The organism is Pseudomonas tritici (genome assembly GCF_014268275.3).
Taxonomy (GTDB): Bacteria; Pseudomonadota; Gammaproteobacteria; order Pseudomonadales; family Pseudomonadaceae; genus Aquipseudomonas; species Aquipseudomonas tritici.
The window spans coordinates 3,384,440-3,408,003 of the sequence record NZ_CP077084.1 but is presented as its reverse complement, the minus strand read 5'-3'; the positions used below and the strand labels follow the sequence as shown (position 1 = coordinate 3,408,003).

Below are 23,564 nucleotides of genomic sequence, written 5' to 3'. Positions count from 1 at the left end.
ATTTGTGGGTGGCGTTTGCTCTGATGCGAGAAGTTCGGCTTGGTCAGCCTGGTCAGCTGGTAAAAGCAGCCTTCAGGGCTGCCCAGCTCTATAGATAACACTTCGCATAATGTATATTATGTTAAATTGTGTATTATGCTGTGGGTGGTTAATCCCTGTATCTCAGCTGTGACGAGTCTGAAATTTTGAGAATCAAGGACATTAAAAAAAATCCAATACTTTCATAGGGCTGCGCATTTCAGTCTCTATTCGGTCTCCACTGTTGGAACCTATAAAAGATAATATCCGAATTTCTATATTGAAAAATGCTGACTTAAATAAAGATAAGGTTTTTTCAGTGTTTAAAAAAAATTCTCTAATTCAATGACTTATAAACTGTTGATGACAACCAAAAATGATAGTTTCTGAAGACAATAAAAATGATAGCAGCTTGGCTTTTTAGACGCGCCAGCTCTCTTGCTAAAATTAGATTAAACGACTAGCCTTTGACCAAACATATTGGGATGTGAACTGGAATGCGGTCGCCGAGCCCTATCTACTCAGGATTCGATAAGATTATGAAGGATGCCGAATCCTATTATCTTGGGCATCCTGATGTTCGACGTTATCTTTTGGATTTTGATGAGTCACTTGAAGCGCCTCGCTATGCTGAATTAGGTCGAGAATTTATCTCTGAGTTTATAACTGCGAATACTACAGTCGAATCGTCAGCCTTGTTTGGCGCCAGCAGAGTAATTGTTGAGCGCTTGCTTCTATGGTGTTGGGAAATACAGAAAATTTCCGTATGTGCAATGGGTTCTGACGAGTTTAAATCTTTTCTACGTTTTAACTCTTTTCCTCCTTCTGCATGGGTTGGAACATCGCCTCGCCACCGGTTTGTGTATAACGATGATGATGAGGAATATTCAATAAATAATAAATGGCGCTCTTTTTGCGTTAAGCCAGATGGCTCGACGCTGCCTACAAGATTTAATTTAGAAGTTATACGCTCGATATGTTCGCGTTTTTTTGAATTTTTGATTAGTCGAAAAATTCGGACTCACAATCCAACCAAGGGTCTAGCTCCATTATTTTTGGAAGAGTTGTCAAGAGATAGTGGTGCAATTGGTAGAGGTGTTGGAGCGATTCATCTAAACTTTGCTGTCTTATCAGCTGCAGATTTATGTGAGCAAGACGCAGATTTTGAGAGAGCACTTTTTATCATAGCAATGACAAGGTACTTGCTAGTTCCAATGAGGAAGTTGGCAGCGACCAAAAAGCACGTACCCTCTATGGGGTGTTTTGTAAAAGAGGATTGTTGGTATTATGAAGGGAATGATCAAACTACATCTCGCAGATCAAAATTACCGCTAGAGTTCATTCCCTACCTTGAGCGTTACTGTATTAGTAGACAGATATTTTCGTCGTCGCATAATTTGGATCGAGAGCCTCTGCTCATAACAAAGCACGGTCGTTCGGGTGTTTCGCAGAGACAAATTAGAAATATTGTGAAAGACGTTTTGCTACACGCAGAACTGATGATGGTCCGCTCCGGACATTCGAGGTCGGACGCAGCGATCCTAAGAACTGCAACACTTTACTCGCTTAGGGATGCAAGTATCAGGAGTTGCTTGGCGGAACGAGGACTTTACGAGACCCAGCAGCGACTAGGGAATGAAAGTGTGTGGTCGGTAATTAAGCGCACTTTCAGTTTCGTTGAGCCGTTCAGTGGGGACGCGGATAATTTTCAAGGCAATCAATTTACTGATCATAGTGGGTTGTGAATTTTAGCATTTCAAATGCTGCAACCACTGTCGAAAGAACTCTAACTTATTGCAGTAGCTTGAGCATGACTTCCGCCCTCCTCCCAATACACGATTTCCGCCTTTGAGGATTGGCGGAAATTCGAGAGCTGGCGCGCCCCCGCTTTCGCCTGGAAGACTTGGGTCGCAGAGGGTCTTATATATAGGTGATCTAAGCACCTTGAACCCCAGCTGTAACAGCACAGTCCGATCCTTGTCTTCGAGCTTTTTCACCGACGAAATCAATATGTGCTGTAGCCTGGAACTCGCCACATACGCGAACCGCGCAACTTATGATCCGTGATCCCTCAACCGGTCCTTCCAATGAAGACCGGTGAGGCGCGGACTTTTGGAAAGAAACCACACGTTGCCCACTTACTCGCACTGTCACAGGCGTGAGACCCTGCTTTCGCGAGCCATCAGGTTCACACCTCTCAGGGCGCCCAGCTCCTGCAGTAGTTCTACAGGTACGAAGGGCTGATCCGGGAGCGGTCGGACGGCCAGCTTCGCACTGCGCACGCAGGCCGACCAGGTCTGATCGGAGTTGCCAGCACCATTGGCGACCATGAACTCAGGCTCTCATGGATGGATATCCGCCAGGCAAGCCTGGACTCCATCAGAATGAGGCAATGCTTGGCAGCCCTTATGAACTCCAGCTTAAGCTAGTTGGCTGGCCACTTTGCAAACGTCCTCTGCGTATCCTTGAAGTCTTTAGGATCGTCCGTGCTCGCGCTGATGCACGCGACTTTCAGCAGCTCGACTCCTTAGGCTGCTGTGTGGCTCCTCTCCTCTACCCCCCTAAAAATGTGACCCCAACCGCCTCTCACTTAGAAGCCGCTTCCATTTCTTCCTGCACCTGTCTGATCAGGGAGGCTAGATTAATGGTTGGGTCGAGGATCAGGAAAGTCTCGATTATCAGAGTGAGAGGATGAACACCAGTGCGCTCGGCCAATGCAGCTGCTTTGTCAATGGTAACGTTTTTTAGCCCGCGCTCTAGCGTGCTGATATAGGTCCTACTGCTGATATCGTGGAAATCTTCCTGCGTTAAGCCCCGACGAACCCGGGCATTTCGGAGCGCAATCCCGAACGCCTGCTTCACTTCCATGACCGTTCCTCGCAAAAGGAACGATGAAGCCTTTTTGCTCACTATAGGGCTACAATCTATAGTGTTCATTTCGGTAGAATTGCGTTGAGTCGGCGCCAACCTGCAAGGGAAATTTCTTGGGGCTGCCGCGGGCCTTTTTTCTATCCACCGCAAGCAGTGCATTTTCCAAAACCGATGCCTTCTACCAGTCAGGGTGCCCTAATTGATTTTTGTTTATGACCCAGCTCAGCGTGAGGTACGGAATTGGACTCACGGCGAAATGGAGGGACTATGCTTTGTTGCCACTATCATCTCCCTGCACACGGGGCAGACCAATCGTGCAGCCATACTCAACTGTGCTTACGAATTACAGTACTACCTAGCTGCAGTCACGGACGTAGAGGTTAGACATGTTCACATGATGTGCCCACCGTCCATCAGCGGTCGCACCCACTGGACTTTAGAGGAGCTAGAGAGCGTTACCGTCTTCAACGGCATCTCTACTGATCAAAGCGCGGTCGTTTACCGAACTGCTTCAGCCAGTTACAAACTGGGTGACCTGGATCTTCGTCGGAAAAAGAAATCACGGGTGCTGTATTGCCCCAGGCACCTTCAACAACAGAACTTTCAGCTATCAGAGAACTATTCGGCAGCATCCAATACCCAGCTTTTTGGACCCTTAGGGAGACAGTAAAAAATATAAGCTTCCACCAACCGCTCTATGAGTACTTTGCATGTTCAGGCCTGCTGGCCGCTACAGGTCAGCCAAGACAGGTGAGCTTGCTATACCGTTGTAGTCACCGCTGGTGCAACGACTCCGACCTGAATGACCTACTCGGCTACTGCGCTGACTAGACAGCGCTGGCTGAATAACCGCATGGATACCAAACATGGAGATGATGTGGTTTCACAGAGCACTCGTTCGCATCAGACTTCGCCAGGCGGTCGAATGCGATTCAAGCACCGATCTGCATCGGATTTGACCACAGCGCTTCCAGAGTGAGGAAATTTCTCCAGCGCACAACAGCCCTGCCGCGCACCGCGTGTTCGGCAAAATCAAGACGAGTTACTCGCTTTCTGCGTTGGAGATAGTCTCCAGCAGTGCTTGATGCACCTAGTATTACTATGACTTTTGAAATTCAAAAGGGGGGAGAATGAAGGGTAGACGAAAAGTAAAGACACTCAAGTGGAAAATGAAAGCAGATTTTGAAGAGCATGCTCAGGCCTTGCTTCGGAACAGATCTGATAAACAGAACAGGTTTCTGGACCGCGCCCTGTTAGACGGATGCGAACTAGAACCAGTTGGAAGGCTCGCCGGCTGATCCACGCATCTAGGGATAACGCTTCAGTAAGAAATACCATGGATCTTTTGACTCTCACTAAGTCAATGGATGTTTTCAAACACGTAACCTTGGACCGCTGATGGTGGGCGATGTTGGCTATTTGTCAGGTTTCGTTGGGTTCACTTGGGGCATGGCTAACGTGTTCTGCACAGGAATCCGTTGCGCAGCATAAAGCCGGATTGATTTCGTCCAAGCACTCACGCATGGGGGCCGTAGTCTAAGGAACCGAGTAGCATGATCTCTGTTTGGCCGATACGGCACGTCGAATAACTGCAGGTCAAGACACAATGGGAAGCACTCGCCAAGCGTGAGCACCTAACTACGGCAGCACGAGGACTAAGAGGGCCTAAACATGACCATGCCGATTGAACGTACCCGGGCAGTCATCCAAACGGGGGAGTTTCTGCTCGAGCTCTCCCAGGACTTATCGATGCCAGAAAGGGTACGCCGTGACGCCAAATTCCTCCTGCGTCACTATCCATCTCAGTTTCAGGTGCTGCTGGCAGGACGGATTGAAGAAGCGTCAGATACTGACGTATCCCCGATGGGCCCAGTCTTCAGCTCCGCAATCGATAGCAGCTACCACACCCCGTTCATTTGCGCTGCAGCCGACAAAGCTTCCAGGTGACATGCTGGGATCGCGCCGTCAAAGCCGTGACTGCCGCGCTAAATCGACGTCTTCGTCGACGAACTCGACCTGGTCAATCTGGGTTTTGAAGGTGCCATTCCAGCTGATACTGGCCGGCCGGCTTACCACCCCGCGATCCTGCTGAAGATCTACATCTACGGCTATCTCAACCGCATCCAGTCGAGCCGACGTTTGGAGCGAGAAGCCCAGCGCAACGTCGAACTGATGTGGTTGACCGGGCGTTTGATGCCGGACTTCAAGACCATCGCCAACTTCCGAAAAGACAACAGCAAGGCCATCAGAGGCGTCTGTCGCCAGTTCGTTGTGCTATGTCAGCAATTGGGACTGTTCGGAGAACATCTGGTCGCCATTGATGGCAGTAAATTCAAAGCAGCCAACAACCGCGACCGCAATTTCTCCAGCGCCAAACTGAAGCGGCGCATGGAAGAAATTGAATCGAGTATCAACCGTTACCTAGCGGCACTTGATGCTGCCGATCGGCAAGAACCCACAGCTTCCGAGCCCAGTGCCGGGCGGCTGGAAGAGAAAATCGCCAAGCTCAAAACTCAAATGAAGGAGCTTCAAGCGATCGAAATCCAGCTCAATGAATCGCCGGATAAACAGGTCTCACTGACCGATCCAGACGCCCGTTCCATGATGACGCGCGGCACAGGAATCGTCGGCTACAACGTGCAGACAGCGGTCGATACTCAGCACCATTTGATCGTTGCACATGAGGTGACCAACGTCGGTTCCGACCGGGATCAACTCAGCTCAATGGCCAAGCAGGCCCGCGAGGCGATGGCGTCAGATACGTTGTCGGTAGTGGCTGACCGAGGTTACTTCAAAAGCGAACAAATCCTGGCTTGTCACGATGCAGGTATCACCGCCTATGTGCCCAAGCCGATGACCTCTGGAGCCAAGGCAGACGGGCGTTTCAATAACGATGCCTTTATCTATGACGCGGCAAAAAGCGAATACATTTGCCCGGCTGGAGAGGCGCTGATCTGGCGCTATACCAACGTTGAAAAAGGCCTGACGTTGCACCGTTACTGGAGTTCGAAATGCCGGGGCTGCGCAATGAAGCCGCAGTGCACACCGAGTACACAACGGCGGGTTCGACGCTGGGAGCATGAAGCCGTATTGGAGGAGATGCAGCTTCGGCTGAGCAAAGCACCGGAGATGATGCGAGTCCGAAAGCGGACGGTTGAGCATCCCTTCGGGACGCTCAAACAATGGATGGGTGCGACGCACTTCCTGACGCGAAAGCTGGCCGGGGTGGGCGCGGAGATGATTTTAAATGTGCTCGCCTACAACATGAAACGGGTCATGAAAATCATCGGTGCTCACGGTTTGATGAAGGCGCTATCGGCATAAAAAAGCTGATTTTGGCCCATCCCAGAGGCTGTAAAAACAGCGTTGACGTGTTCCAGGTCGCGACTGATGCAATACGCAGCATTTGCCATGCGATCGTTCAGCCACGAACGTCAATGATCCAAGACGATGAGGCCTTGAGCGTTTTTACACACTCTGGGCCAAAAGCGGACATCCCTGAAAGTCCGTTTGGCGATAACCTAACGCCCCCATCCTGCTGGACAATCGCGAGCCAATTCTGATGGATCTTCAGCCAGTGCCTGGAGAGCCAGCAGCCCGGCAGGCACGGCCCTACGTCACGGCTGCGCTTGAGCGTTTTCTGGCGCGGCCGGCAGTGGCGAAGGGTTTGACTATTGCACCTGCGCCTTAAAGGCATCGTATGCCGATAACGGCAGGCTGATACCCTCTCGGACCGCACGGGCATAGGCTTGCTCTTTAGCTTTGCCCGGCAGATAAACGCCCAAGGCTTCAAGCCGCGTCATCTGCTTGCCCAACCGTAAGGCAAAGCACTCGTCCAGCAACCTGGGAGCAATGCCAATCACCAGCATGCCAGCTCCTGGGGATTCGCTGCCGCTACGGAAATCTGCGGCATCCAACGACCAATGGGCCCCTGTCAAACCTGCCGCAAGCACCTCGACCATCAACGCGATGTTGGCGCCGCGCGCCCCCCCGAATGCCAGCAACGTACCGTGCAGTGCCTCCCGCGCGCTGCGCGTTTCATTGCCTTGTGCGTCAACCGCCCAGCCTGCCGGTATCGCCTCTCCCGCTTCAGCGGCCCGAAGCAGGTTTACATAGGCCGTGGCGCTGCTGGCCTGGTCAATCGCCAATAAAAGACCCTCAGCACTGGCGGCGGCAAAGGCGATGGGGTTGGTGGAGTACAGTGGCCGGCTCTGGCCTGCCACGGTTAGCAGCGGTGAGCCATTGGTGAAGGCCAACGCGACCAGTCCCTCGCGCGCCAGGCGACGGGTGTAATAGCCTAACTCGCCACAGGTGAAAGCGTTGGACTGAGCAAACAGGGCGACACCCAGTTGATGCGCATTGCTGCACAGCACTGGGAAAGCGCGATCGAACCCCAGTTGCGCGATACCTTGGGCCGCGTCGCAACGGATCATGGCCGGCGCGACCTGGGTAACGATGGGCTCGGCAGCCATGGCTATTCGGCCGGTGGCAAAGCCGCTGAGGTAGTCAGGCAAGTGACCGAAACCGACTTCGTGTTGGCCATGGGCCTGGGCTGATACCGTGGCGTTGGCAAGCGCCGAGGCCACGGAGTAGCTGGCGCCGTGGGCCAGGCAGAGCTGTTGGGCGAAGGAGGTGGCATCGGCCAGAGACAGGCGTTTGTAGGGTTTGTCGTCGTCCATGGTCGCTTCAGTGTTCTCGGACTGTAGGTATGCCGCAACTTGAGAACCTGCAGGAGCGGCTTTGGCCGCAAATAAACGATAACGCGTACTTCCTGAAAATTCGCGGTGCGTTCATTCGCGGCTTAAGCCGCTCCTACAGGATTTGTGTCGTTCAGTTAATTATTTTTACTGAATCATCCTCGGCTCACCCACCTGCGCAGCCTGGCGGTCAAGGCCAAACGAGGCGAGGATTTCAGCGATTTCGCCCGAGCCATGCAAGGCCTGGATGTTCTTGCCCAGCGCCTCGCCCAAGGCTGCGTTGGACTTGGTGTACAGGAAGGCGCTCTGCCCAGGCTCAAGCGTGGCCTTGACCCGTTGATCGGGCTCGGACACCTTGACGTTTTTGCCGGAGTACCCGCCCTTCTGCTGCGAAGACGCTGCCACCGCGAAGCTGTCCGCGCCGACCTGGATACGCTTGGACGCCAAGTCCTGGGCCATGGCCACCGGGTTCGGGTAGAGCACCACGTTATCGCCGAAGGCCTTCTTCAAATCATCCACCCACAGGTAGCCTTGCACGGTGCCGATACGCTTGCCGTCCAGTTCGGCAATTTTCGTGTAACCCTCATCCGAAATAATGCCCATCACGTCCAGGTACAAAGGTGCCGACAACCCCAACGCCTTGCTGCGCTCTGCCGTGCGATACCAATCGCCGATGCCGACATCGGCGCGCTTTGCCACCACCGCCTGGACCACGGCTGCGGTGTCCACCACCATGGTTTTGACTTTCAGGCATTCGCGCTCGGCGATGCGCTTGATGATCTCGCCATCCACGCCGCTCAACTGGTTGTTCGGCCCCGGTATCGAATAAGGCGGGAAGACATACGCCGCCACGGTCAGCACTCCAGGGGTGATGGTTTCAAACTGGTTCGCCGGGGTGCAGTCGGCCAGAGCGTACGGGGCGCCGGCCAGGGTCGAGCACAAGAACATCCAACGGGTAAAACGCTTGAATGAGCGAGTCATGACGTCACCTTTGCAATAAGAGAGCAGCAGCCGAAATCGGCGTGAGTGGCATTTGTTGTTATGGCTGGCTGGGTGCCAGTCTTTTTTCCAGCGCTGCCACACCCAGGGTCGCCGGGGCACAGACAGCGGCATACATCAAACCGGCCAGTATCAGCACCGGCATGTACTCAAACGTGGAAGAGCCAATCGAGGACGCCCGGCTGACAATTTCTGGCAGCGCGATGGTGAAACACAGCGACGAGGCCTGGAACATCATGATCGAGAACCCCAACAGCGATGGCAACGCCACCCGCAAGGCCTGAGGCAGGATCACAAAACGCAGCGCGTCGAACCGGTTGAGGCCGATCACTTCGGCGGCCTCGACTTGCCCAAGGGCCACCGCCTCGATGCCACCGCGAATGATTTCACTGGTGTAGGCCGCCGTGCAGTAAGCCATGGCCAGCGCAGCGGCCCAGAACGAGGTCAAGGTAAGGTTGACGCTGGGCAGGCCAAAGTAGAAGTACTGCAGCAGGATCAACGCCGGTGCACCACGCCCCAGCTCCACCACAGCCAGAGAGGGATAACGCAACCAGCGGCTCGGTGCCGATACGCCCAGTGCCAGCAATAGCCCCAGCACAATGCCCAGGCCCAGGCTCACCGCCGTGACCTGCATCGACAGCACAAAGCCCTTCCACAACTCCGGCAACCATTGGGCCCACATCGTCAGCAGTTCGCTCATCGGGCAATCCTCTGTTTCAACGTGGCCGACAGCCAACGAGAGAACAAGGCCACTGGCACGCTGAGCACCAGGTAAACCACCGCCGCCGCGCTGTAGACGCTCAGGCCCTGAAAGGTTTGCTGTGAAACCTGATAAGCCTGAAAGCTGATATCACTAACGCCAATAGTCGAGGCCACGGCCGAATCCTTGAGCAGGCCAATGGCGTAGGTGGCTGAGGTGGGAATGGCGATACGCACCAACTGCGGCAACACCACATCGAAAAACCGTTGTAGCGCTGACAGGTTAAGCGCATAGGCTGCTTCGAATTGGCCGGCGTGAATAGCCGTGAACGCACCGCGATACACCTCGGACATGTGCGCGGCCGTAATCAGCCCCAGGCCCACCACTGCTGCTGCAAACGGCGACAGGCTGATATAGCCGCCACCGATGCCGAAGAAGATGAAAAACAGCCAGACAATCGGCGGGATAGAGCGCAGGGTCAGTACCAGCATGGCCGCCAGAATACTCAGCGCCTTGACCCTGGACATCCGCAGGGCAAAGATCGGAAACCCCAGCACTACGCCGACACAGAATGCGAGCACGGTAACGGCGATGGTCCACGGTACGCCGCTCAACAGCATCATCAGGATGTCTTGCATCAGCGATTCCTCACGGCCTGGAGGAACTGGATCACCCGTTCGTGCTCGGGCTGGCGCATCACTTGTTGGCTCGGCCCGTGTTCGATGATGCGCCCGTCGGCCATGACCACCACGCGGTCGGACACGGTTTCGGCGAAGTGCATCTCGTGGGTAACGACAATCATCGACATGCCTTCGCAGGCCAGCTCTTTCATCACGGTCAGCACCTCCAGGCCCAGCTCGGGGTCCAGCGCCGAGGTCGGCTCATCGAACAGCATCAGCTCAGGGTCCAATGCCAGGGCGCGGGCGATGGCGATCCGTTGCTGCTGTCCACCGGAGCAGCGCGCCGGATAGTGCCCGGCCTTGTCAGCCAGCCCGACACGTTCAAGCAGTTGCATGGAGCGGGCGTCGGCTTCTTTGGCGCTGCGGCCCAAGGTGCGGATTTGCGCCAGGCTGACATTGCGCAGCACCGTCAGGTGCGGAAACAGATTGAACGACTGGAACACCATGCCAATGCGCCGGCGCAACTTAAGCAGCTCTGTACGGGGTAACGCCTTGCCGGCTTCTATGTGCACGCCATCCATACTGACCCGACCGCGGGTCGGCGGCTCCAGTTGGTTGATGCAGCGCAGCAAGGTACTTTTGCCCGAACCACTGGGGCCGATAATGGCCACCACCTCGCCCTTGCTCATTTCAAAACACACGTCATGCAAGACGGGATAAGGGCCAAACTGTTTATGAATGCCCTCCAGGCGCAAGAACGGTTCGGCGCTGGCCACCGGGCGCGGCGCCAAGGCGGGTCTGGTTTCGGTCACGGTCATACTGCTCATGGTTTTGCTCCAGCTATCGATCGCCGTCGACTAAGGGCGTGCGCGAAAGTTTGATCGGCCCGTTGGCGCTGATCAGCACCTGTTCTTCGAGCTTCACCCCTTCCCCACCGCCTTGTTCACCGATGTAACTTTCCACCGACACCACCATGTTTTCCTCGAACAGGCCGTCGTAACCCCACTCGGCAAAATCCACGGCGTAGGCGACGCTGGGGTACTCGTCCACCAGCCCGACGCCGTGCAACATCATCATGTAGCGGTTGTGCTCATAGCGCTTGGGAACCGGCCAACAGTGTTCGGCGAATTCGCGAAAGGACAAGCCCGGGCGCAGCAGTTCGACGTTGTGGTTGATCTGCTGCGAGGCGATGTCCAGCAAGTCGCGTTGGACCATTGTCGGCGCCTTTCCGGGGCAGATGAAGCTGCGCGAGATGTCTGAAAGGTAACCACCGGGACCGACCATGTCGGTGTCAAAACAGACCATTTCACCGGCCTTGATGACCTTGTCGGTGGCGTCCTGAAACCACGGATTGGTGCGTGGCCCGGAGCTGAGCAAGCGGCTTTCGGCCCACTCGCCGCCGTGCGCCACGTTGGTGCCGTGCAGGATGCTCCACAGCTGGTTTTCAGTAACCCCCGGCACCAGGCTTGTGCGCATCCGGGCAATAGCCAGGTCGCACACGCCCATGGACACCCGGTGGCTGGCCACTTCTTCAGCCGATTTGATCAAGCGTGCCTGCTCCATTAATGGCTGCGCATCGAACAGCTCAATGCCCTTATGTGTCAGGCGCTGCGCCCCCCAAGGGTCGCAGCGGTCCACCGCCAGGCGGCGATTGCCGCCACCGTGGCGGGCCATCAGGTCCGCCACCTCCTGTGCCCAACGCTCGGCTTTTTCCTGCACGCGGGGGCCGGCGAGAAAATACAGCCAGGGAATCGCCGGGCGAATTTCATCGATGGTTTCAACGTGCTCGCTGTTGTGCCGGCTGCTGGTGAACTCGAACAGCACCACCGGGCCGTCGGTGGCCACGAACACATAGCGGCTGGGCGAGTGCATCACCCACAACCCGAGGTTATTGGTGTCGGTGGCATAGCGAATATTGATCGGATCGGCCAACAGAATGCCGGCGTAATCATGGGCGCGCAGTTGCTCGCGAATGCGCTCCAAGCGGTAATGGCGCAGGGCTTTGCGGTCGATGGCGATATACGCATCGAGTAACGCCGTGTCGACCGGTGCCAGGGCATGTTCAGTGACCTTAGCATCGCTGCGAAAGCGCAGGTCGCGTTCGGTTAACGCAGTGAGCAGCTCAATGGAATCAGAACCCGTATGCATGCAACAACCTCCGCCAGGAAGAGTTTGATGTTCATCAAATTCAATCAGACCAACGTTCGGGGCAGTAACTAAAGGCGTCTAAATCAGGTGACGGCTGTCTTTATTATTGTGGGCGACACACGGCAGCTAGAGGTCCTTGACCAGCCGCAGGGCATCGTAGATAGCCGCATGGGTATTGCGCGATGCCACTGCATCACCAATGCGAAACAGCTGAAAGCGCCCTTCGGGGTTGCTCATAACGGTTTGCGGCTTGCCGGCGATCAGTTCCATGTACTGCACGGCGCCTTCGTTGCTGGCCAAGGGTTTGAGTTCGAAATACAGCTCGTCCAGCGGCCGGGTTCCATGGTTGACCACCACCTGATCCACCAGGCGTGTCCTAGTCAGGTCACTGTAATCGGTGCCGATCGTAGCCAGTAATTGGTCGCCTTGTTTCTCCACACCCTTGAGCCGGTAGGTGACGGTAAAGGTGGTGTCCAGTTGCTGCAACGAGCGCATGTAGGGAACCAGGTTCATGCCCATGACTTCCGGCGCGAACGAGCGGTCGGGGGTCATGATTTCAGTCTTGGCGCCACTGCGGGCGATGAACTCGGCGGCTTGCAGGCCGGCGTGATCGCCCGCATCGTCGTACACCAGCACATTGCGCCCGGGCTTCACGTCGCCGGAAATAATGTCCCAGCTTGAAACCAGGAATTGATTGCCGTGTTCCAGCACTTCGGTGTGCGGCATGCCCCCTGTCGCCACGATCACCACGTCGGCATTTTCATCGAGAACAATCGCGGTGTCTGCCCAGGTGTTGAAGTGAAACGTCACGCCAAGGCGTTCGCATTGCGCCATGCGCCAATCGATGATGCTGATCATTTCTTTGCGCCGCTCGGACTGCGCGGTCAGGCGAATCTGTCCGCCGGGTTTGTCCGCCAGCTCGTACACAACCACCTCGTGGCCGCGTTCTCCTGCCACACGTGCCGCTTCCAGGCCGCCAGGGCCGGCGCCGACAATCACCACTTTGCGCTTCTGCGCAGCCTTGGGTATTTCATGAGGCATGGTGGTTTCACGCCCGGTCGCGGCGTTGTGGATGCAGTAGGCAGCGCCAGCGTTGTAAATGCGGTCCAGGCAATAGTTGGCGCCAACGCAAGGGCGTATATCGTCTTCACTGCCTTCGATGATCTTGCGCACGATGTGCGGGTCGGTCATGTGCGCGCGGGTCATCCCGACCATGTCCACCAACCCCGAGGCAATGGCATGACGCGCTGTGGCCACATCGGGAATTTTCGCTGCATGGAAGGTCGGGAAGCCGGTCAGCGCCTTGATTTCACCGGCAAAGTCGAGGTGCGGGGCATTGCGCATGCCCTGGATCGGGATGATATCGGTCAGCCCTGCGTCGGTGGCGATGTTGCCGCGAATCACATTAAGGAAGTCGACCATGCCACTTTCTTTCAACATTTGGGAGATCTGCAAGCCCTCCTCTTTTTGCAGGCCGCCCGCGAGAACCTCGTCCCCGGTGTAGCGAATGCCGACAATAAATTCCGAGCCCACGCGTTTGCGAATGGCTGTGAGCACATCGAAGGTAAAGCGCAGGCGGTTTGGCAGCGCGCCGCCATACGGCGCGTCCAGTTCGTTGGTCAGTGGCGACCAGAACTGGTCCATCAAGTGGCCGTAGGCTTGCAGCTCGATGCCGTCCAGGCCAGCGGCTTTCATGCGTTCGGCGGCATCGGCGTAGTCGCCAATGATGCGGTCGATATCCCAGTGTTCGAGCTGCTTGGGGAAGGCGCGGTGTGCGGGTTCTTGGTTGTGGGAGGGCGACACCACCGGTAGCCAGTCGCCTTTGTCCCAGCGGGTACGCCGGCCCAGGTGAGTCAGTTGGATCATCACCGCCGCACCATGTTCGTGGCACTCGTCGGTCAGGTCTTTCATCCAGCCAACTACTTCGTCCTTGTAGGCCAGAATATTGTTGAACACGGGCGGGCTGTCACGGGATATCGCGGCGGAGCCTGCGGTCATGGTCATGGCTACACCGGCTTTGGCACGTTCAACGTGGTAGGCCCGGTAGAGTTTTTTCGGCATCCCGTCTTCCGGGTAAGCCGGTTCGTGGGAAGTGGTTATGATGCGGTTGCGCAGGGTCAAATGCTTGAGGCGATAAGGCTGAAGTAGCGGATCGTTTTTCATATCGGTCTCGCAAACAGGTCATCAGGCAACCCGACAATATGCCCAATGTACATAGGTGTCAACGATATTAACGCTAGTGTACAGTCAGCCTGGAAAAGCAAATTGAGAAGGTAAGAAATGCCCATGAAAGCAACGACCTCAAAGGCGGAACCGGCAAGCCGAGGTTCACTGGAAGGCTGGCTTAATGCGGCCTACGAAAGTCTGACTGAGTCAGGCGTCGATTCCGTGCGAGTTATGCCGCTGGCAAAAAAACTGAATTTGTCGCGCACCAGCTTCTACTGGTTTTTCGAAGACCGCGATGCCTTGCTCGTAGCCTTGATCGAACAATGGAAAAACAAGAACACCTTCAACCTGGTGACCCAATCCCAGGCCTATGCCGAGTCCATCACCGAGGCGATTCTCAATGTCTTTGACTGCTGGATGAACAGCGAATTGTTCGACTCGCAATTTGAGTTCGCCATGCGCAGTTGGGCGTTGCAATCACCGGAAGTGGCGCAGGAAATCGGCCAGGCTGACGTGCAGCGCGTCGAGGCATTGCGGCAGATGTTCGCCCGTTTCGGCTTTGAACACGATGCTGCGATTACCCGTGCCCGTTCGATCTACCTCACACAGATCGGCTACATCAGCATGAAAACCCAGGAGCCTTTCGCCCAGCGCATGCGCTACATGCCCGAGTACCTGAAAATTTTCACCGGCAGGGAGCCGGAAGCCCGTGAGCTGGAGCGCTTTTATCAACGCAACGGTTTTAGCGGTGCCGATTTGAACGTCTAAAAAACATCGACTTACGGCGGCGCAGAAGACTGTGGCCGAGCATGACGCGACGCCTGTAAATGTCGGCCACACTCAGCCTATACGACGTCGGCCGGTGCTCCAGGCAGGTTTCGGTGGCAATGTCCCTGGCCGGCTGCACCTGCTCCCGACTGCGCAGATTTCCTTGCAGATCACAGGCGAGGACGACCTGCTGCTCACAGTTTTATCAGCGCTCGAACTTCTCTATTTCCAAGAGCAGTATTCGGTGCAGTGAATCGCTCCAGTTTTTGTTGGGGCGTGATAAATCGCTTGTGGCCGATTTCTGCCGTTTGTGGCGGGCAGCGACCGGCCAAAAGGAGCCAGTCAAAGGCGTCTAGAAAATCAGGGGCGATTCAATAAGTGATTTTCCCGAACACTGGGTCGAATCTTAAACTCGCATCGATATCGGCAAGTTTGGCAAGCCGGATTACTGTGTCCATGGCATCTTCCTTTTTTCTATCCGTGTGATGAACTCGTTGCGCTAGAACCGCTTCTCGCAAAGCATCAACCAGTGCCTGAAGCTGTACACCGGTCTGTCCGACCCATTGGGCCAGTGTTGAGCGCGGGATCGCTAAGAATGCACATCCTTACCCTGAGGATCGCTTCGCGTCACGTACCCAAGGCAGGAGCCGTATGCGGTAGTTCCGCACGTACGGATCTGAGCGGGGGGCGGCAGGTAACTGCCGTCCCTACCGCGACCACTACGGCGGCGGAGGTATTTGGGCCACGCGTTATTTGCGTTGTTCTTTCAGGCGGAGACTGCGGCGTCGTCCAGGGACACCAACACAGTGGCAGCAGCTGGTGGTAAGTGCTTGGTTCAGGAACCACAGGATGCAGTTGTAGCCAGCGTATCAGTATCATTCAGCGAGACCATCCCGACGCCATAGTCAACAAAGACAACATGGCGGCAGCGCTGGTGAGTGCGGTTATTGGCGTGCCCACTTAGCTCACTCCTCTAGCTCATCCCGCGAGTAACGGTGCATAATCTTGCGCGTAGGTGCTCAACCCGCGCGACTTGTGATATTTTCAACAAGGGATGGGGGGCTCGTAACAACGCTCTCTCGCGATGGGGTAGCAGCACACATGAAAACAAGCATCTACGTTTTTGTTACTCCCCTTACGTACATACAGCGACAGCCCTCAAAGGTACGTGCAAGCCAACACTCAGGTTTCATGTGGATGAACTCCTAAGGTGAGAACGAGCCTTAATGCATATAAGACAGACAATATACCTAAGGTTCATGAAGTCCGACTTACCCACAGGATTCGGCGCGTACACAGGTGCAAAATGTTCTCCCCGCTTTTAAGGCAGTTGTGCGCTTTCCTCTTACTCGCTGCCTCAGGCATCTCCGTCGCCTCAGATCCGGCTACAGCGCCGATTCGGGTTGTCACTGAGGAATTGCCGCCATACAACACGGCAGAAAACGGAGTGGTCACAGGCCTGAGTACGGAAATCGTGCAAGCAGTTATGGCCGGTCTCGGGCTCAACTCCAAGATTGAGATTCTGCCTTGGGCTCGCGCCTATGATTTAGCGCAACATTCCGACAACGTCCTGATCTATTCGATGGCAAGAACCCAAGAGCGGGAACATCTCTTCAAATGGGTCGGAGCCATCGCACCGACGAGGTGGTTTCTGTTCAGCCTGTCCGAAAGACCTATTTGGCTGAATTCACTCGACGATGCACGTCAGTATCACATCGCGACTGTGAAACAGGACGTTGGTGAGCAGTACATGATGGCCCACGGGTTCCAGGTCGGCAAAGAGTTACAGTCTAGCAGCATGTACGAGAACAATTACCGCAAGCTCAAGGTCGATCACGTTGAGCTGTGGATCTCCAATGAGCTCAACGCCATTCACCTCATGCGCAAGAATGGGGATGATCCTGAAATGACGATGGTGCGTTCACTGCCGTTACCCGAGCTATCAAGTGAAGAAGGACTGTACATGGCCTTCAGTCCAGCTACGCCAGACGCAACCGTAGAACGGTTCAGGGCAGAATTGGATCGGATCAAGCAAGATGGCACATATCACGCTATCGTCAAAAAATGGCTCCAAGATCCTTTACGTTGAACGCATCGGCAGCTGACCGTCCAACCAGTCTCAAACTCTGCGGGTTGAAAAAGGGTTTCTGATGAAGGACGTATTCACCGCTGCCCTCGCAGACGTAGTTCAAGACCAAGTCGAGCTGACTTCAACAATTGAGTCCCACGTCTCCGGCCAGACGACGCAAGGAGCATCCGATGGTGATATCGATGAGGTGCTATGCATGCTGGGGCAATTCAATGCCCAAGTGAACAGACTGATCGTACAACTAGCTGCTCGATACGACGAGAACGCCGGCAGGCTCAATCCCGCATCTCAAACAGATGCTTCGTCTATCTGAACTATCCGCTCAGCCACAATTTCGGTCACGATTGAACTGAGCTTGCTCTCCTCTTGCTGAAACATCACGATCATGCGATGAAGCGCTTGGGCGTAAGGATCGTTACCTGCCTGACTCAACCGATCAGCAATTCTGACAAGCTCGACTGCCGACCACTTGAGATCTGCAGTCAAGCCTCGGAGATCTCTTCGAAGAGTGTGGTGGGCGGCTGGCAATGCGCCGATTCTCAATCTGCAAGGTGGAGCCGATCCATTCCGCCCGGTGAGTTCAAGAATGGAAGTCAAGGAGGAGCTCGGCGAACGCGTCATCGTCAAGGTAATACTCAATGCCAGTCACGCACTGCCAGCAGAAAAACCGCTGGAAACAGCTGACGCTATTGCGGATTGGGCAGATATCAAGGCACTCGGTGGAGCGTGTAAACGACGAACCTGCACCCGGTGTCCGGGGTGATCGACTTGTAATACACAGTATCCGCATCAATGAATTGGTAGTGGTAAGTGTTGTACTTTTTGGAGCCAACCGCATCGAACAGCACAAAGCTTTTATTAGTCACCCAATAACCTCCGCGTTTAGTTATAGGTTTCGACCTGGCAGCATCCTCGTAAAAAACTTCTCCAAATCTACCGTCAGCTGTCATAGTCGTCGTCCACGCGACGTAATGGCATTCGAGAGTAGCGCCGCGCTCACCTTGCCATCGACCTACCAACGCTGGGTCTTGTGAGGCACAACCTGCAAGGCATAGCACCGCAAGCCAAGTTATAAATTTCGACCTCACTCTCACTTTTCTCCGTGTTTATTACCAGGCTGGGAAACACTCGCCTCTAAGTGCAGGACCCCGCTGGCGTCTAAAAGATATTCTGACACTGCTGCCCTCATAAAACTGAATCACCCCTATTCCTAGGCGTTCTCGGATCACTCCTATTGGCCGATTGCTTTCCATCGTAAGGGGTGGCAATCGACCCTAAGCGGGTAAATCGCTAGAACGGATGTTCGAATCGATTCGCTGAATTTCCGCCTCGCTCATTACTCGCCAATCATTTGGCAAAATACCGTACTCGAACTCAGCGCTTTCCAGGGCCTCATCCAATCCAAGTATCAAGTGGTCGCCTTCAATCTGGAGTTTTCCGTAGTCCTCAAAACGTATTAGCAGATACACCGGGTCATCGTCTTTTACCTCCAGGCCGAAAAGCACGATAGCGGTAACGTCAGGCCGGAAATCACTGACTGTCCTTACATAAGCGAACAGATGGCTTGTGGGCTGAGGCATGGCGTCGGCTGCATTTAATTGATCATGGGTCACGGCATTCTATATTACCGCTTCTGGCCGATTCTCGCCTGTGATGGTGGGCAGAAATCGGCCAAGGGCTGCCTTTCACCTGTCCACAGAAAGACACACAATGTACCCTGCTGAAGAGACAACCTTGAAAAGGACACAGACTTAAAAACTACTTAAACCTATCTGGAACGTACTCTTGCCTTTCAACTAATTTTAGCGCATCCAACATATTTTCCAAGAAGTGAGTTAGCTCCTCTTTAGATTCACAAGCTGTTAGAGAAGCTATTTCCGAATCACAAAGGCGTTCTTTGATAATGCGCATGCAATCTGCATAAACCATTAGCTCCCCTTCAGACAGGCGCAAATCAAACAACGTTACACTGGCAATACACTCTTTTTTCAGAATATCCATTACTCACCATTTAACAAAGTCAGAAAATTTAGATTGAAATGCCTTAAGCCCGCCTGAGTCGCCCCTGATTTCCTGGAGGCATCCGACTGGCTCCTTTTGGCCGAATGCCGTAGGCCGTGAGCGGTGGCGTTCGGCCAGAAGCGCACGGCCTTCAGCAGCCTAATCGATCTCAATCAGAGCTGATGGCGCTCACGAAAATTGGGAGATACCGTTCAATAGCCCATGTTGCCGTCAACGGCAGCAGTGCTTGTATTTTTTCTCAGAGCCGCAGGGACATGGTTCGTTCCGGCCTACCGGCGAGCCAAGGTAGGCCCGTGGGGACGGTTCGGTTGTGACTGCGGCCGGTGGGTTGTTTATTTGAAAAGCAAATTGAGGAAATGCGTTAGCCATGGCTGTCTGCATCTTGTCCCAGATATATACGGCAAGCCTTCGGCACGCTGGAAGCAGATCCTTATGTTGTGACGTTGCAGTGATCTCATCCTGGCAGTTAGTAATGTGCGCCAACGCTGATTGCAATGCGTCCAGATCGTCTAGTTGCTTTACCAGGCTGTGAGCCAGTGCATACCGGGCTTTTATTCGAGTTTTTTCGCTGTTGATGCATTGTTCATAAAGCGCTTGTGCATCAATTTCGCTTCGGCCCGGAATGAGCTTCTGGCTAATCAGTTTGCCGAGCTCAAGCATCGCTTCCGGGTACTTTTGTTCTGCCGCTTCGACTAGCCAGGCAATAGCTTTCAGGCGGTCACTGGCGAAGGCATGACCCTGTTTATGCAGCGTGTACAAGTGAAATTGTGCCTGCGGAAATCCAGCCTCAGCAGACTGTAGAGAGCATTCGAATGAAGCGTTGAAATCTATCGGACCTCCGAGCCCCCGCTCATGCATCTCCCCCAACTGAGCAAGTGCTCCTGGGTGAGACTGGGCGGCAGCCTGCTGATACAAATCTCTTGCATACTCGAGGTCTTGCTCGTATCGAGCCGACCCCCAAAAATGGCAGTCACCAATAAAAGCTATTGCATTGGCATAACCTCCAGCACTTGCCCGCCAAACCCAATGCTCACCTTTTTGGCGTTGTTCTTTAAACTCATCCCCCTGGAGATGCGCATGGTAAATCCCGTACTCGTACATTGCCTCGACATGCGAACTGTCAGCAGCGAGCTGGAACCACATAGTGGCTTGATCAATAGATTTACGGGATTCAAAACCGTAGCCGTCATCAGTTCTGAACACAACCTCCGCGGTTTTTAGAGCATCAGCTTTTTCTTTGAAATGGATTCCGAGCGTATAGCGTGCCTCAGCGTCTTCCTCGAAAACAGCGCTGTAGCACAACGCTTGAAGGTTATGCTGTGTGAGCGGCGTGACCGCGTATTCAGGGGACTCACCGAGCACTGAACTTCGGGAATGTAGATACTCAAGCAATTCGAGGGCAGCGGGCAGCGCCTCGTTAAGCATTTCAGTTGCGTCGTGGGAGGTATAGCTAAACGCCTTGGGGTGAGCGCCAACATTTCCGTTTTTTTGCAGGGTGCGTAACGGGCTCAGCACCCTGTGGTCTACCAAACGTCTATCTCGCAGGTACGCGATCTTGCGATCCAGATTCAGATCCCGATCCATATTCGGAACCAGAGTTTCGCAGAACGCCTCGGCGAAGCTTCGCAAGAAAGTAACGGCATAACCCGGCGTCGAAGCACCCAGGTTCTTTGCCTGTTCGTACAAGTTGCCCAACTGAGGGCTGACGCTGTGCGCAAACTCAATATCGTTCATCGTATGGCCTTAAATGCAGGCTGGATTTACCGGCAATATTGCGTATCCAGATCGAGGGCACAAGAAAGTGCCTTTGAAGATACCCCGTGCCGCATCGGTGGTCACACAATGTGGAGCGGCCTATTCAACTAGCCAGATGTTCTGTTTAAAGCCACACCCCATTTTTTCAACAAAATCGGCCGAAAGCAGTCACCATGACTTTCCGAGACTGAACACATGGAGGGGCGCACGGTGAGGGATACGTGGGAGGATCAGGATGAGAATGAGCAGGTGACATTTAAGGTTGAGGCACGGCGAGTGGGGATTTTGCCATATCGGGTGGAGTCGGTTGTTTTAGGGGCGAAGGCTGCGCCGCATGAAGGCACGAGCGGAGAACCTTGAGACATAGAAACGCTCTGGCAGGCGACCTCTCGGAAGATGTCCTGAGATATGGACACCGCCTCAATTTCACCGTAAAACCATTTAAAACCCGCTGAAAAGCGCACTCCATCAAACAATCGGTTTGACGAGCTATGAGTAAAGACTGGATCCCTCTTGGTGCACATCTTCACTCGCCTAGGTTTGGCTACGAACACCATGGCATTTATGTCGGACTTGACCGTGTGATTCACCACGCCGGATACAGTGAGGCCTTCAAAAAGGGATCTATCGAAGATACCTCGCTGAAGGAGTTTTGTGCAGGCAACGGTTACTCAATCAGGCGCTACGAAGCCCCCCGCTACTCGCAACCTCGTATCGTGCAACGCGCTCGCCAGCGACTCAAAGACGGCAACGTCAAATATCATTTAATTTTCAGCAACTGCGAACACTTTGCTACCTGGTGCGTGACGGGGTGCGCGACGAGCGAGCAGGTGCAAGACTCGGCCAGTAAGGCATTGGCGGCCGGCGGCGCTCACTATGCTGCACGACAGGCTATGCAGAAACCAGCCGAGGCTGTAGTGAAACATGCCCTATCTCGAGCCGTTGCTGGTGGATTCGTAGGGGCGAAGACGGGGACCTTCGCAGGGGGGGCAACCGTCGGGATAGCAACTGCTGTGGGGCTGAGTGCAGCACCGATTGTGCTACCCGTAGTTGCGGCATGTGCAGTGGTTGGCGGTATCATCGGCTGGTTATGGGAGGACTAATACAACACAGCGTCACGGCTTTCAATGTTCGCTCACGATCTTGGCCCCGTTTGCATCAGCTCATCCGTAACCGTCCGAATGTGCTCACCCATCCACACCTTGCCCAACTAGTCCTCTGGAATCCCCTGCACACCGTAATACGCCCCCGCCACCTGGCCGACAATTGCTGCTGTGGTACCCGAGGCAAGAGCCGTATGCGGTAGTTCCGCACGTACGGATCTGAGCGGGGGGTGTCAGGTAACTGCCATCCCTACCCCGACCCCATCCGCTTACAATTGAACATTTATATATCTCATGAAAAAGGGCCCCGCAGGGCCCTGATTGTTTTTACTCAAACAGTCTTACTGAGTGCGCCATGACTCAACAACGTCAGCGCCGAACTCGTTTTTCCATTCTTTCAACTGACGATGGTTACCGCCCTTGGTTTCGATCAGCTCACCGGAATTCGGATTCTTGTAGATCTTGACGTCACGTGCCTTGCGCACAGCCTTTGGAGCTGCTGCGGTAGCAACGCGTGTGGATGCCTGAGGATCGAGAATAGCGATCACGTTGCGCAGGCTGTAGCTGTACTCAGCGAGCAGTGCGCGAAGTTTGGTTTCGAACTCGACCTCTTTTTTTAGACCTTCGTCGCTTTTCATAGCCTCAAGAGCGGCCAGTTGCTCAGATAGGTGTTTTTCAAGCTGACGGAATTCTGCGAGACGAGACATTTTACGCTCCTGTATGTTGATAGCCATTATCCGGTGATGGCTACGGTCAAGTCTAGCAATCGGCAAACTGAAAGGAAGCTTCAATGCATTTAGTAATGCTGGACACCTGCGTCTGGCTTGATATGTCGTCCCAAAACGTTGTGTTTCCTATGGCTACCGCCTTGAAGCACCTAGTCCAGGATGACCGTAGAGTTTGAAAAGCGTTACGCAATGAGCTTGCAAGGTGTCTAGAGAATCTGGGGCGATTCAGAATTTTCTCTCCGCCATTTTCGGATCCCCGGCTGGGAATTGCACGGGCTCGCCTTCCTGTGCATTCGACTTAACCATTCATGCGCACCATTTTTGACCAGCAAGATTAGCGGAAAACAGCAAGACATAAAAATGCGCTAAAATCGTTGGCCATGCTCACTGGGACGGATAAAGCCAGCCCATTAACCGAATGGTAAATGGAAAATCAAAGTCGGCAACATGGTCCAAAATAAATGAAGTTTAAAGATGGTGATAGAATAAAAATTAAGCCGCACTTGTGGTGGCCGAATGGTGGAGTTGGAGTGGTTTCGTTACCGCCAGAATTTGTAAAAGAAGCTTTGGATGGCGAGGTGGCATTCACTAGTACTCAGCGAACGATTGCTGGCAAAGAAAGAGTTATCACGAGTGTCTGGGTTGATTTTGACGAGCCGGTAATGGATTGTAGTGGTGACGGCCCTTACATCGGCGGAGAGGTCTCCATAGAATATTTGGAGCATATGTAGTGAAGCAACCGCTGGAGGTCGCATTGCGTCAGTGCGGCATCCAATGGCCGCAGACATCATTGATCTCGCGCAATAATATTTATGGCGGTCAAGAAACGGATAATTAGAACAAAGCATTACCGTAAAGGCTTGGACGTTCGCGTCAGAAA

At 54.2% G+C, this 23,564-nt stretch carries 19 protein-coding genes and 4 pseudogenes; 9 read left to right on the top strand and 14 right to left on the bottom strand.

What is annotated here, in order from left to right:
- Positions 1–557: 557 nt before the first annotated feature.
- Entirely contained in the window at positions 558–1,763 is a 1,206-nt protein-coding gene (locus HU722_RS15170; RefSeq protein ID WP_141688994.1) for a hypothetical protein, read from the top strand.
- A gap of 841 nt (positions 1,764–2,604) precedes the next feature.
- Here the strand turns inward: HU722_RS15170 and HU722_RS15165 are convergent.
- Positions 2,605–2,886, bottom strand: coding sequence for a helix-turn-helix domain-containing protein (locus HU722_RS15165; protein ID WP_122757414.1), 282 nt, complete (start codon positions 2,884–2,886; stop codon positions 2,605–2,607).
- A gap of 1,674 nt (positions 2,887–4,560) precedes the next feature.
- Between HU722_RS15165 and HU722_RS15160 the strand changes: the two genes are divergently transcribed.
- Positions 4,561–4,836 carry a BPSL0761 family protein gene (locus HU722_RS15160; RefSeq protein WP_065890972.1) on the top strand — a complete coding sequence of 92 codons (276 nt, stop codon included), beginning with the start codon at positions 4,561–4,563 and terminating at the stop codon, positions 4,834–4,836.
- Positions 4,837–4,878: 42 nt separating this feature from the next.
- Positions 4,879–6,213 (top strand): annotated as a pseudogene (locus HU722_RS15155) (IS1182 family transposase); the annotation flags it as partial.
- 347 nt (positions 6,214–6,560) lie between these two features.
- Here HU722_RS15155 and HU722_RS15150 read toward each other — a convergent pair.
- The 7 genes from HU722_RS15150 to HU722_RS15120 form a co-directional block, all read right to left on the bottom strand.
- Complete coding sequence (locus HU722_RS15150) at positions 6,561–7,568, bottom strand: Ldh family oxidoreductase (RefSeq protein ID WP_186753842.1); 1,008 nt, start codon at positions 7,566–7,568, stop codon at positions 6,561–6,563.
- A 165-nt stretch (positions 7,569–7,733) separates the two neighbouring features.
- Positions 7,734–8,567, bottom strand: coding sequence for a substrate-binding periplasmic protein (locus tag HU722_RS15145; protein ID WP_186753840.1), 834 nt, complete (start codon positions 8,565–8,567; stop codon positions 7,734–7,736).
- A 58-nt stretch (positions 8,568–8,625) separates the two neighbouring features.
- On the bottom strand, positions 8,626–9,285 hold the full coding sequence (locus tag HU722_RS15140) for an amino acid ABC transporter permease (protein WP_186753838.1): 660 nt from the start codon (positions 9,283–9,285) through the stop codon (positions 8,626–8,628).
- On the bottom strand, positions 9,282–9,923 hold the full coding sequence (locus HU722_RS15135; RefSeq protein WP_186753836.1) for an amino acid ABC transporter permease: 642 nt from the start codon (positions 9,921–9,923) through the stop codon (positions 9,282–9,284). Before HU722_RS15135 ends, HU722_RS15140 begins: the two co-directional genes overlap by 4 nt.
- Positions 9,923–10,732, bottom strand: coding sequence for an amino acid ABC transporter ATP-binding protein (locus HU722_RS15130; RefSeq protein ID WP_186753835.1), 810 nt, complete (start codon positions 10,730–10,732; stop codon positions 9,923–9,925). The genes HU722_RS15135 and HU722_RS15130 overlap by 1 nt, the downstream gene beginning before the upstream one ends.
- A 13-nt stretch (positions 10,733–10,745) precedes the next feature.
- Complete coding sequence (locus tag HU722_RS15125) at positions 10,746–12,053, bottom strand: M24 family metallopeptidase (RefSeq protein WP_186753833.1); 1,308 nt, start codon at positions 12,051–12,053, stop codon at positions 10,746–10,748.
- Positions 12,054–12,179: 126 nt separating this feature from the next.
- Positions 12,180–14,216, bottom strand: a complete 2,037-nt coding sequence (locus tag HU722_RS15120) for an NADH:flavin oxidoreductase (protein WP_186753831.1) — start codon at positions 14,214–14,216, stop codon at positions 12,180–12,182.
- Between the two features lie 123 nt (positions 14,217–14,339).
- Here HU722_RS15120 and HU722_RS15115 point away from each other — a divergent pair, with 123 nt between their 5' ends.
- On the top strand, positions 14,340–14,987 hold the full coding sequence (locus HU722_RS15115) for a TetR/AcrR family transcriptional regulator (RefSeq protein WP_186753830.1): 648 nt from the start codon (positions 14,340–14,342) through the stop codon (positions 14,985–14,987).
- 476 nt (positions 14,988–15,463) lie between these two features.
- On the opposite strand, the pseudogene HU722_RS15110 reads toward HU722_RS15115, so the two are convergent.
- Positions 15,464–15,592, bottom strand: a pseudogene (locus HU722_RS15110) (IS66 family transposase); the annotation flags it as partial.
- A 701-nt stretch (positions 15,593–16,293) separates the two neighbouring features.
- Between HU722_RS15110 and HU722_RS15105 the strand changes: the two are divergent.
- Positions 16,294–17,076 (top strand): substrate-binding periplasmic protein, encoded by a 783-nt coding sequence (locus HU722_RS15105; RefSeq protein ID WP_186753828.1) that lies wholly within the window; start codon positions 16,294–16,296, stop codon positions 17,074–17,076.
- 61 nt (positions 17,077–17,137) lie between these two features.
- Complete coding sequence (locus HU722_RS15100) at positions 17,138–17,389, top strand: hypothetical protein (protein WP_186753826.1); 252 nt, start codon at positions 17,138–17,140, stop codon at positions 17,387–17,389.
- Here HU722_RS15100 and HU722_RS28875 read toward each other — a convergent pair.
- From HU722_RS28875 to HU722_RS15085, 4 genes and pseudogenes are all read right to left on the bottom strand, one after another.
- Positions 17,365–17,604, bottom strand: coding sequence for a hypothetical protein (locus HU722_RS28875; protein WP_225930704.1), 240 nt, complete (start codon positions 17,602–17,604; stop codon positions 17,365–17,367). The two genes, HU722_RS15100 and HU722_RS28875, sit on opposite strands and share 25 nt — an antisense overlap.
- Positions 17,605–18,350: 746 nt before the next feature.
- The gene (locus HU722_RS15095) at positions 18,351–18,689 is read right to left on the bottom strand and encodes a hypothetical protein (protein WP_202895249.1); all 339 of its coding nucleotides are present in this window, start codon (positions 18,687–18,689) and stop codon (positions 18,351–18,353) included.
- Between the two features lie 145 nt (positions 18,690–18,834).
- Positions 18,835–19,077, bottom strand: coding sequence for a hypothetical protein (locus HU722_RS15090; RefSeq protein WP_186753824.1), 243 nt, complete (start codon positions 19,075–19,077; stop codon positions 18,835–18,837).
- A 231-nt stretch (positions 19,078–19,308) separates the two neighbouring features.
- Positions 19,309–20,733, bottom strand: a pseudogene (locus HU722_RS15085) (SEC-C metal-binding domain-containing protein); the annotation flags it as partial.
- A 315-nt stretch (positions 20,734–21,048) separates the two neighbouring features.
- Between HU722_RS15085 and HU722_RS15080 the strand changes: the two are divergent.
- Positions 21,049–21,213, top strand: a pseudogene (locus HU722_RS15080) (single-stranded DNA-binding protein); the annotation flags it as partial.
- Between the two features lie 131 nt (positions 21,214–21,344).
- Entirely contained in the window at positions 21,345–21,956 is a 612-nt protein-coding gene (locus HU722_RS15075) for a lecithin retinol acyltransferase family protein (protein WP_186753822.1), read from the top strand.
- Positions 21,957–22,297: 341 nt separating this feature from the next.
- Here the strand turns inward: HU722_RS15075 and HU722_RS15070 are convergent, their stop codons facing one another.
- Entirely contained in the window at positions 22,298–22,663 is a 366-nt protein-coding gene (locus HU722_RS15070) for a histone-like nucleoid-structuring protein, MvaT/MvaU family (RefSeq protein ID WP_186604949.1), read from the bottom strand.
- Between the two features lie 482 nt (positions 22,664–23,145).
- Between HU722_RS15070 and HU722_RS15065 the strand changes: the two genes are divergently transcribed.
- The gene (locus tag HU722_RS15065) at positions 23,146–23,415 is read left to right on the top strand and encodes a hypothetical protein (RefSeq protein ID WP_186753820.1); all 270 of its coding nucleotides are present in this window, start codon (positions 23,146–23,148) and stop codon (positions 23,413–23,415) included.
- Positions 23,416–23,564 lie beyond the last annotated feature (149 nt).

Coding starts and splice junctions, on each gene's coding strand:
- HU722_RS15170 (WP_141688994.1), top strand. CDS start 558: ATGAAGGATGCCGAATCCTATTATCTTGGGCATCCTGATGTTCGACGT.
- HU722_RS15165 (WP_122757414.1), bottom strand. CDS start 2,886: ATGGAAGTGAAGCAGGCGTTCGGGATTGCGCTCCGAAATGCCCGGGTT.
- HU722_RS15160 (WP_065890972.1), top strand. CDS start 4,561: ATGACCATGCCGATTGAACGTACCCGGGCAGTCATCCAAACGGGGGAG.
- HU722_RS15150 (WP_186753842.1), bottom strand. CDS start 7,568: ATGGACGACGACAAACCCTACAAACGCCTGTCTCTGGCCGATGCCACC.
- HU722_RS15145 (WP_186753840.1), bottom strand. CDS start 8,567: ATGACTCGCTCATTCAAGCGTTTTACCCGTTGGATGTTCTTGTGCTCG.
- HU722_RS15140 (WP_186753838.1), bottom strand. CDS start 9,285: ATGAGCGAACTGCTGACGATGTGGGCCCAATGGTTGCCGGAGTTGTGG.
- HU722_RS15135 (WP_186753836.1), bottom strand. CDS start 9,923: ATGCAAGACATCCTGATGATGCTGTTGAGCGGCGTACCGTGGACCATC.
- HU722_RS15130 (WP_186753835.1), bottom strand. CDS start 10,732: ATGAGCAGTATGACCGTGACCGAAACCAGACCCGCCTTGGCGCCGCGC.
- HU722_RS15125 (WP_186753833.1), bottom strand. CDS start 12,053: ATGCATACGGGTTCTGATTCCATTGAGCTGCTCACTGCGTTAACCGAA.
- HU722_RS15120 (WP_186753831.1), bottom strand. CDS start 14,216: ATGAAAAACGATCCGCTACTTCAGCCTTATCGCCTCAAGCATTTGACC.
- HU722_RS15115 (WP_186753830.1), top strand. CDS start 14,340: ATGAAAGCAACGACCTCAAAGGCGGAACCGGCAAGCCGAGGTTCACTG.
- HU722_RS15105 (WP_186753828.1), top strand. CDS start 16,294: ATGTTCTCCCCGCTTTTAAGGCAGTTGTGCGCTTTCCTCTTACTCGCT.
- HU722_RS15100 (WP_186753826.1), top strand. CDS start 17,138: ATGAAGGACGTATTCACCGCTGCCCTCGCAGACGTAGTTCAAGACCAA.
- HU722_RS15090 (WP_186753824.1), bottom strand. CDS start 19,077: ATGGATATTCTGAAAAAAGAGTGTATTGCCAGTGTAACGTTGTTTGAT.
- HU722_RS15075 (WP_186753822.1), top strand. CDS start 21,345: ATGAGTAAAGACTGGATCCCTCTTGGTGCACATCTTCACTCGCCTAGG.
- HU722_RS15070 (WP_186604949.1), bottom strand. CDS start 22,663: ATGTCTCGTCTCGCAGAATTCCGTCAGCTTGAAAAACACCTATCTGAG.
- HU722_RS15065 (WP_186753820.1), top strand. CDS start 23,146: ATGAAGTTTAAAGATGGTGATAGAATAAAAATTAAGCCGCACTTGTGG.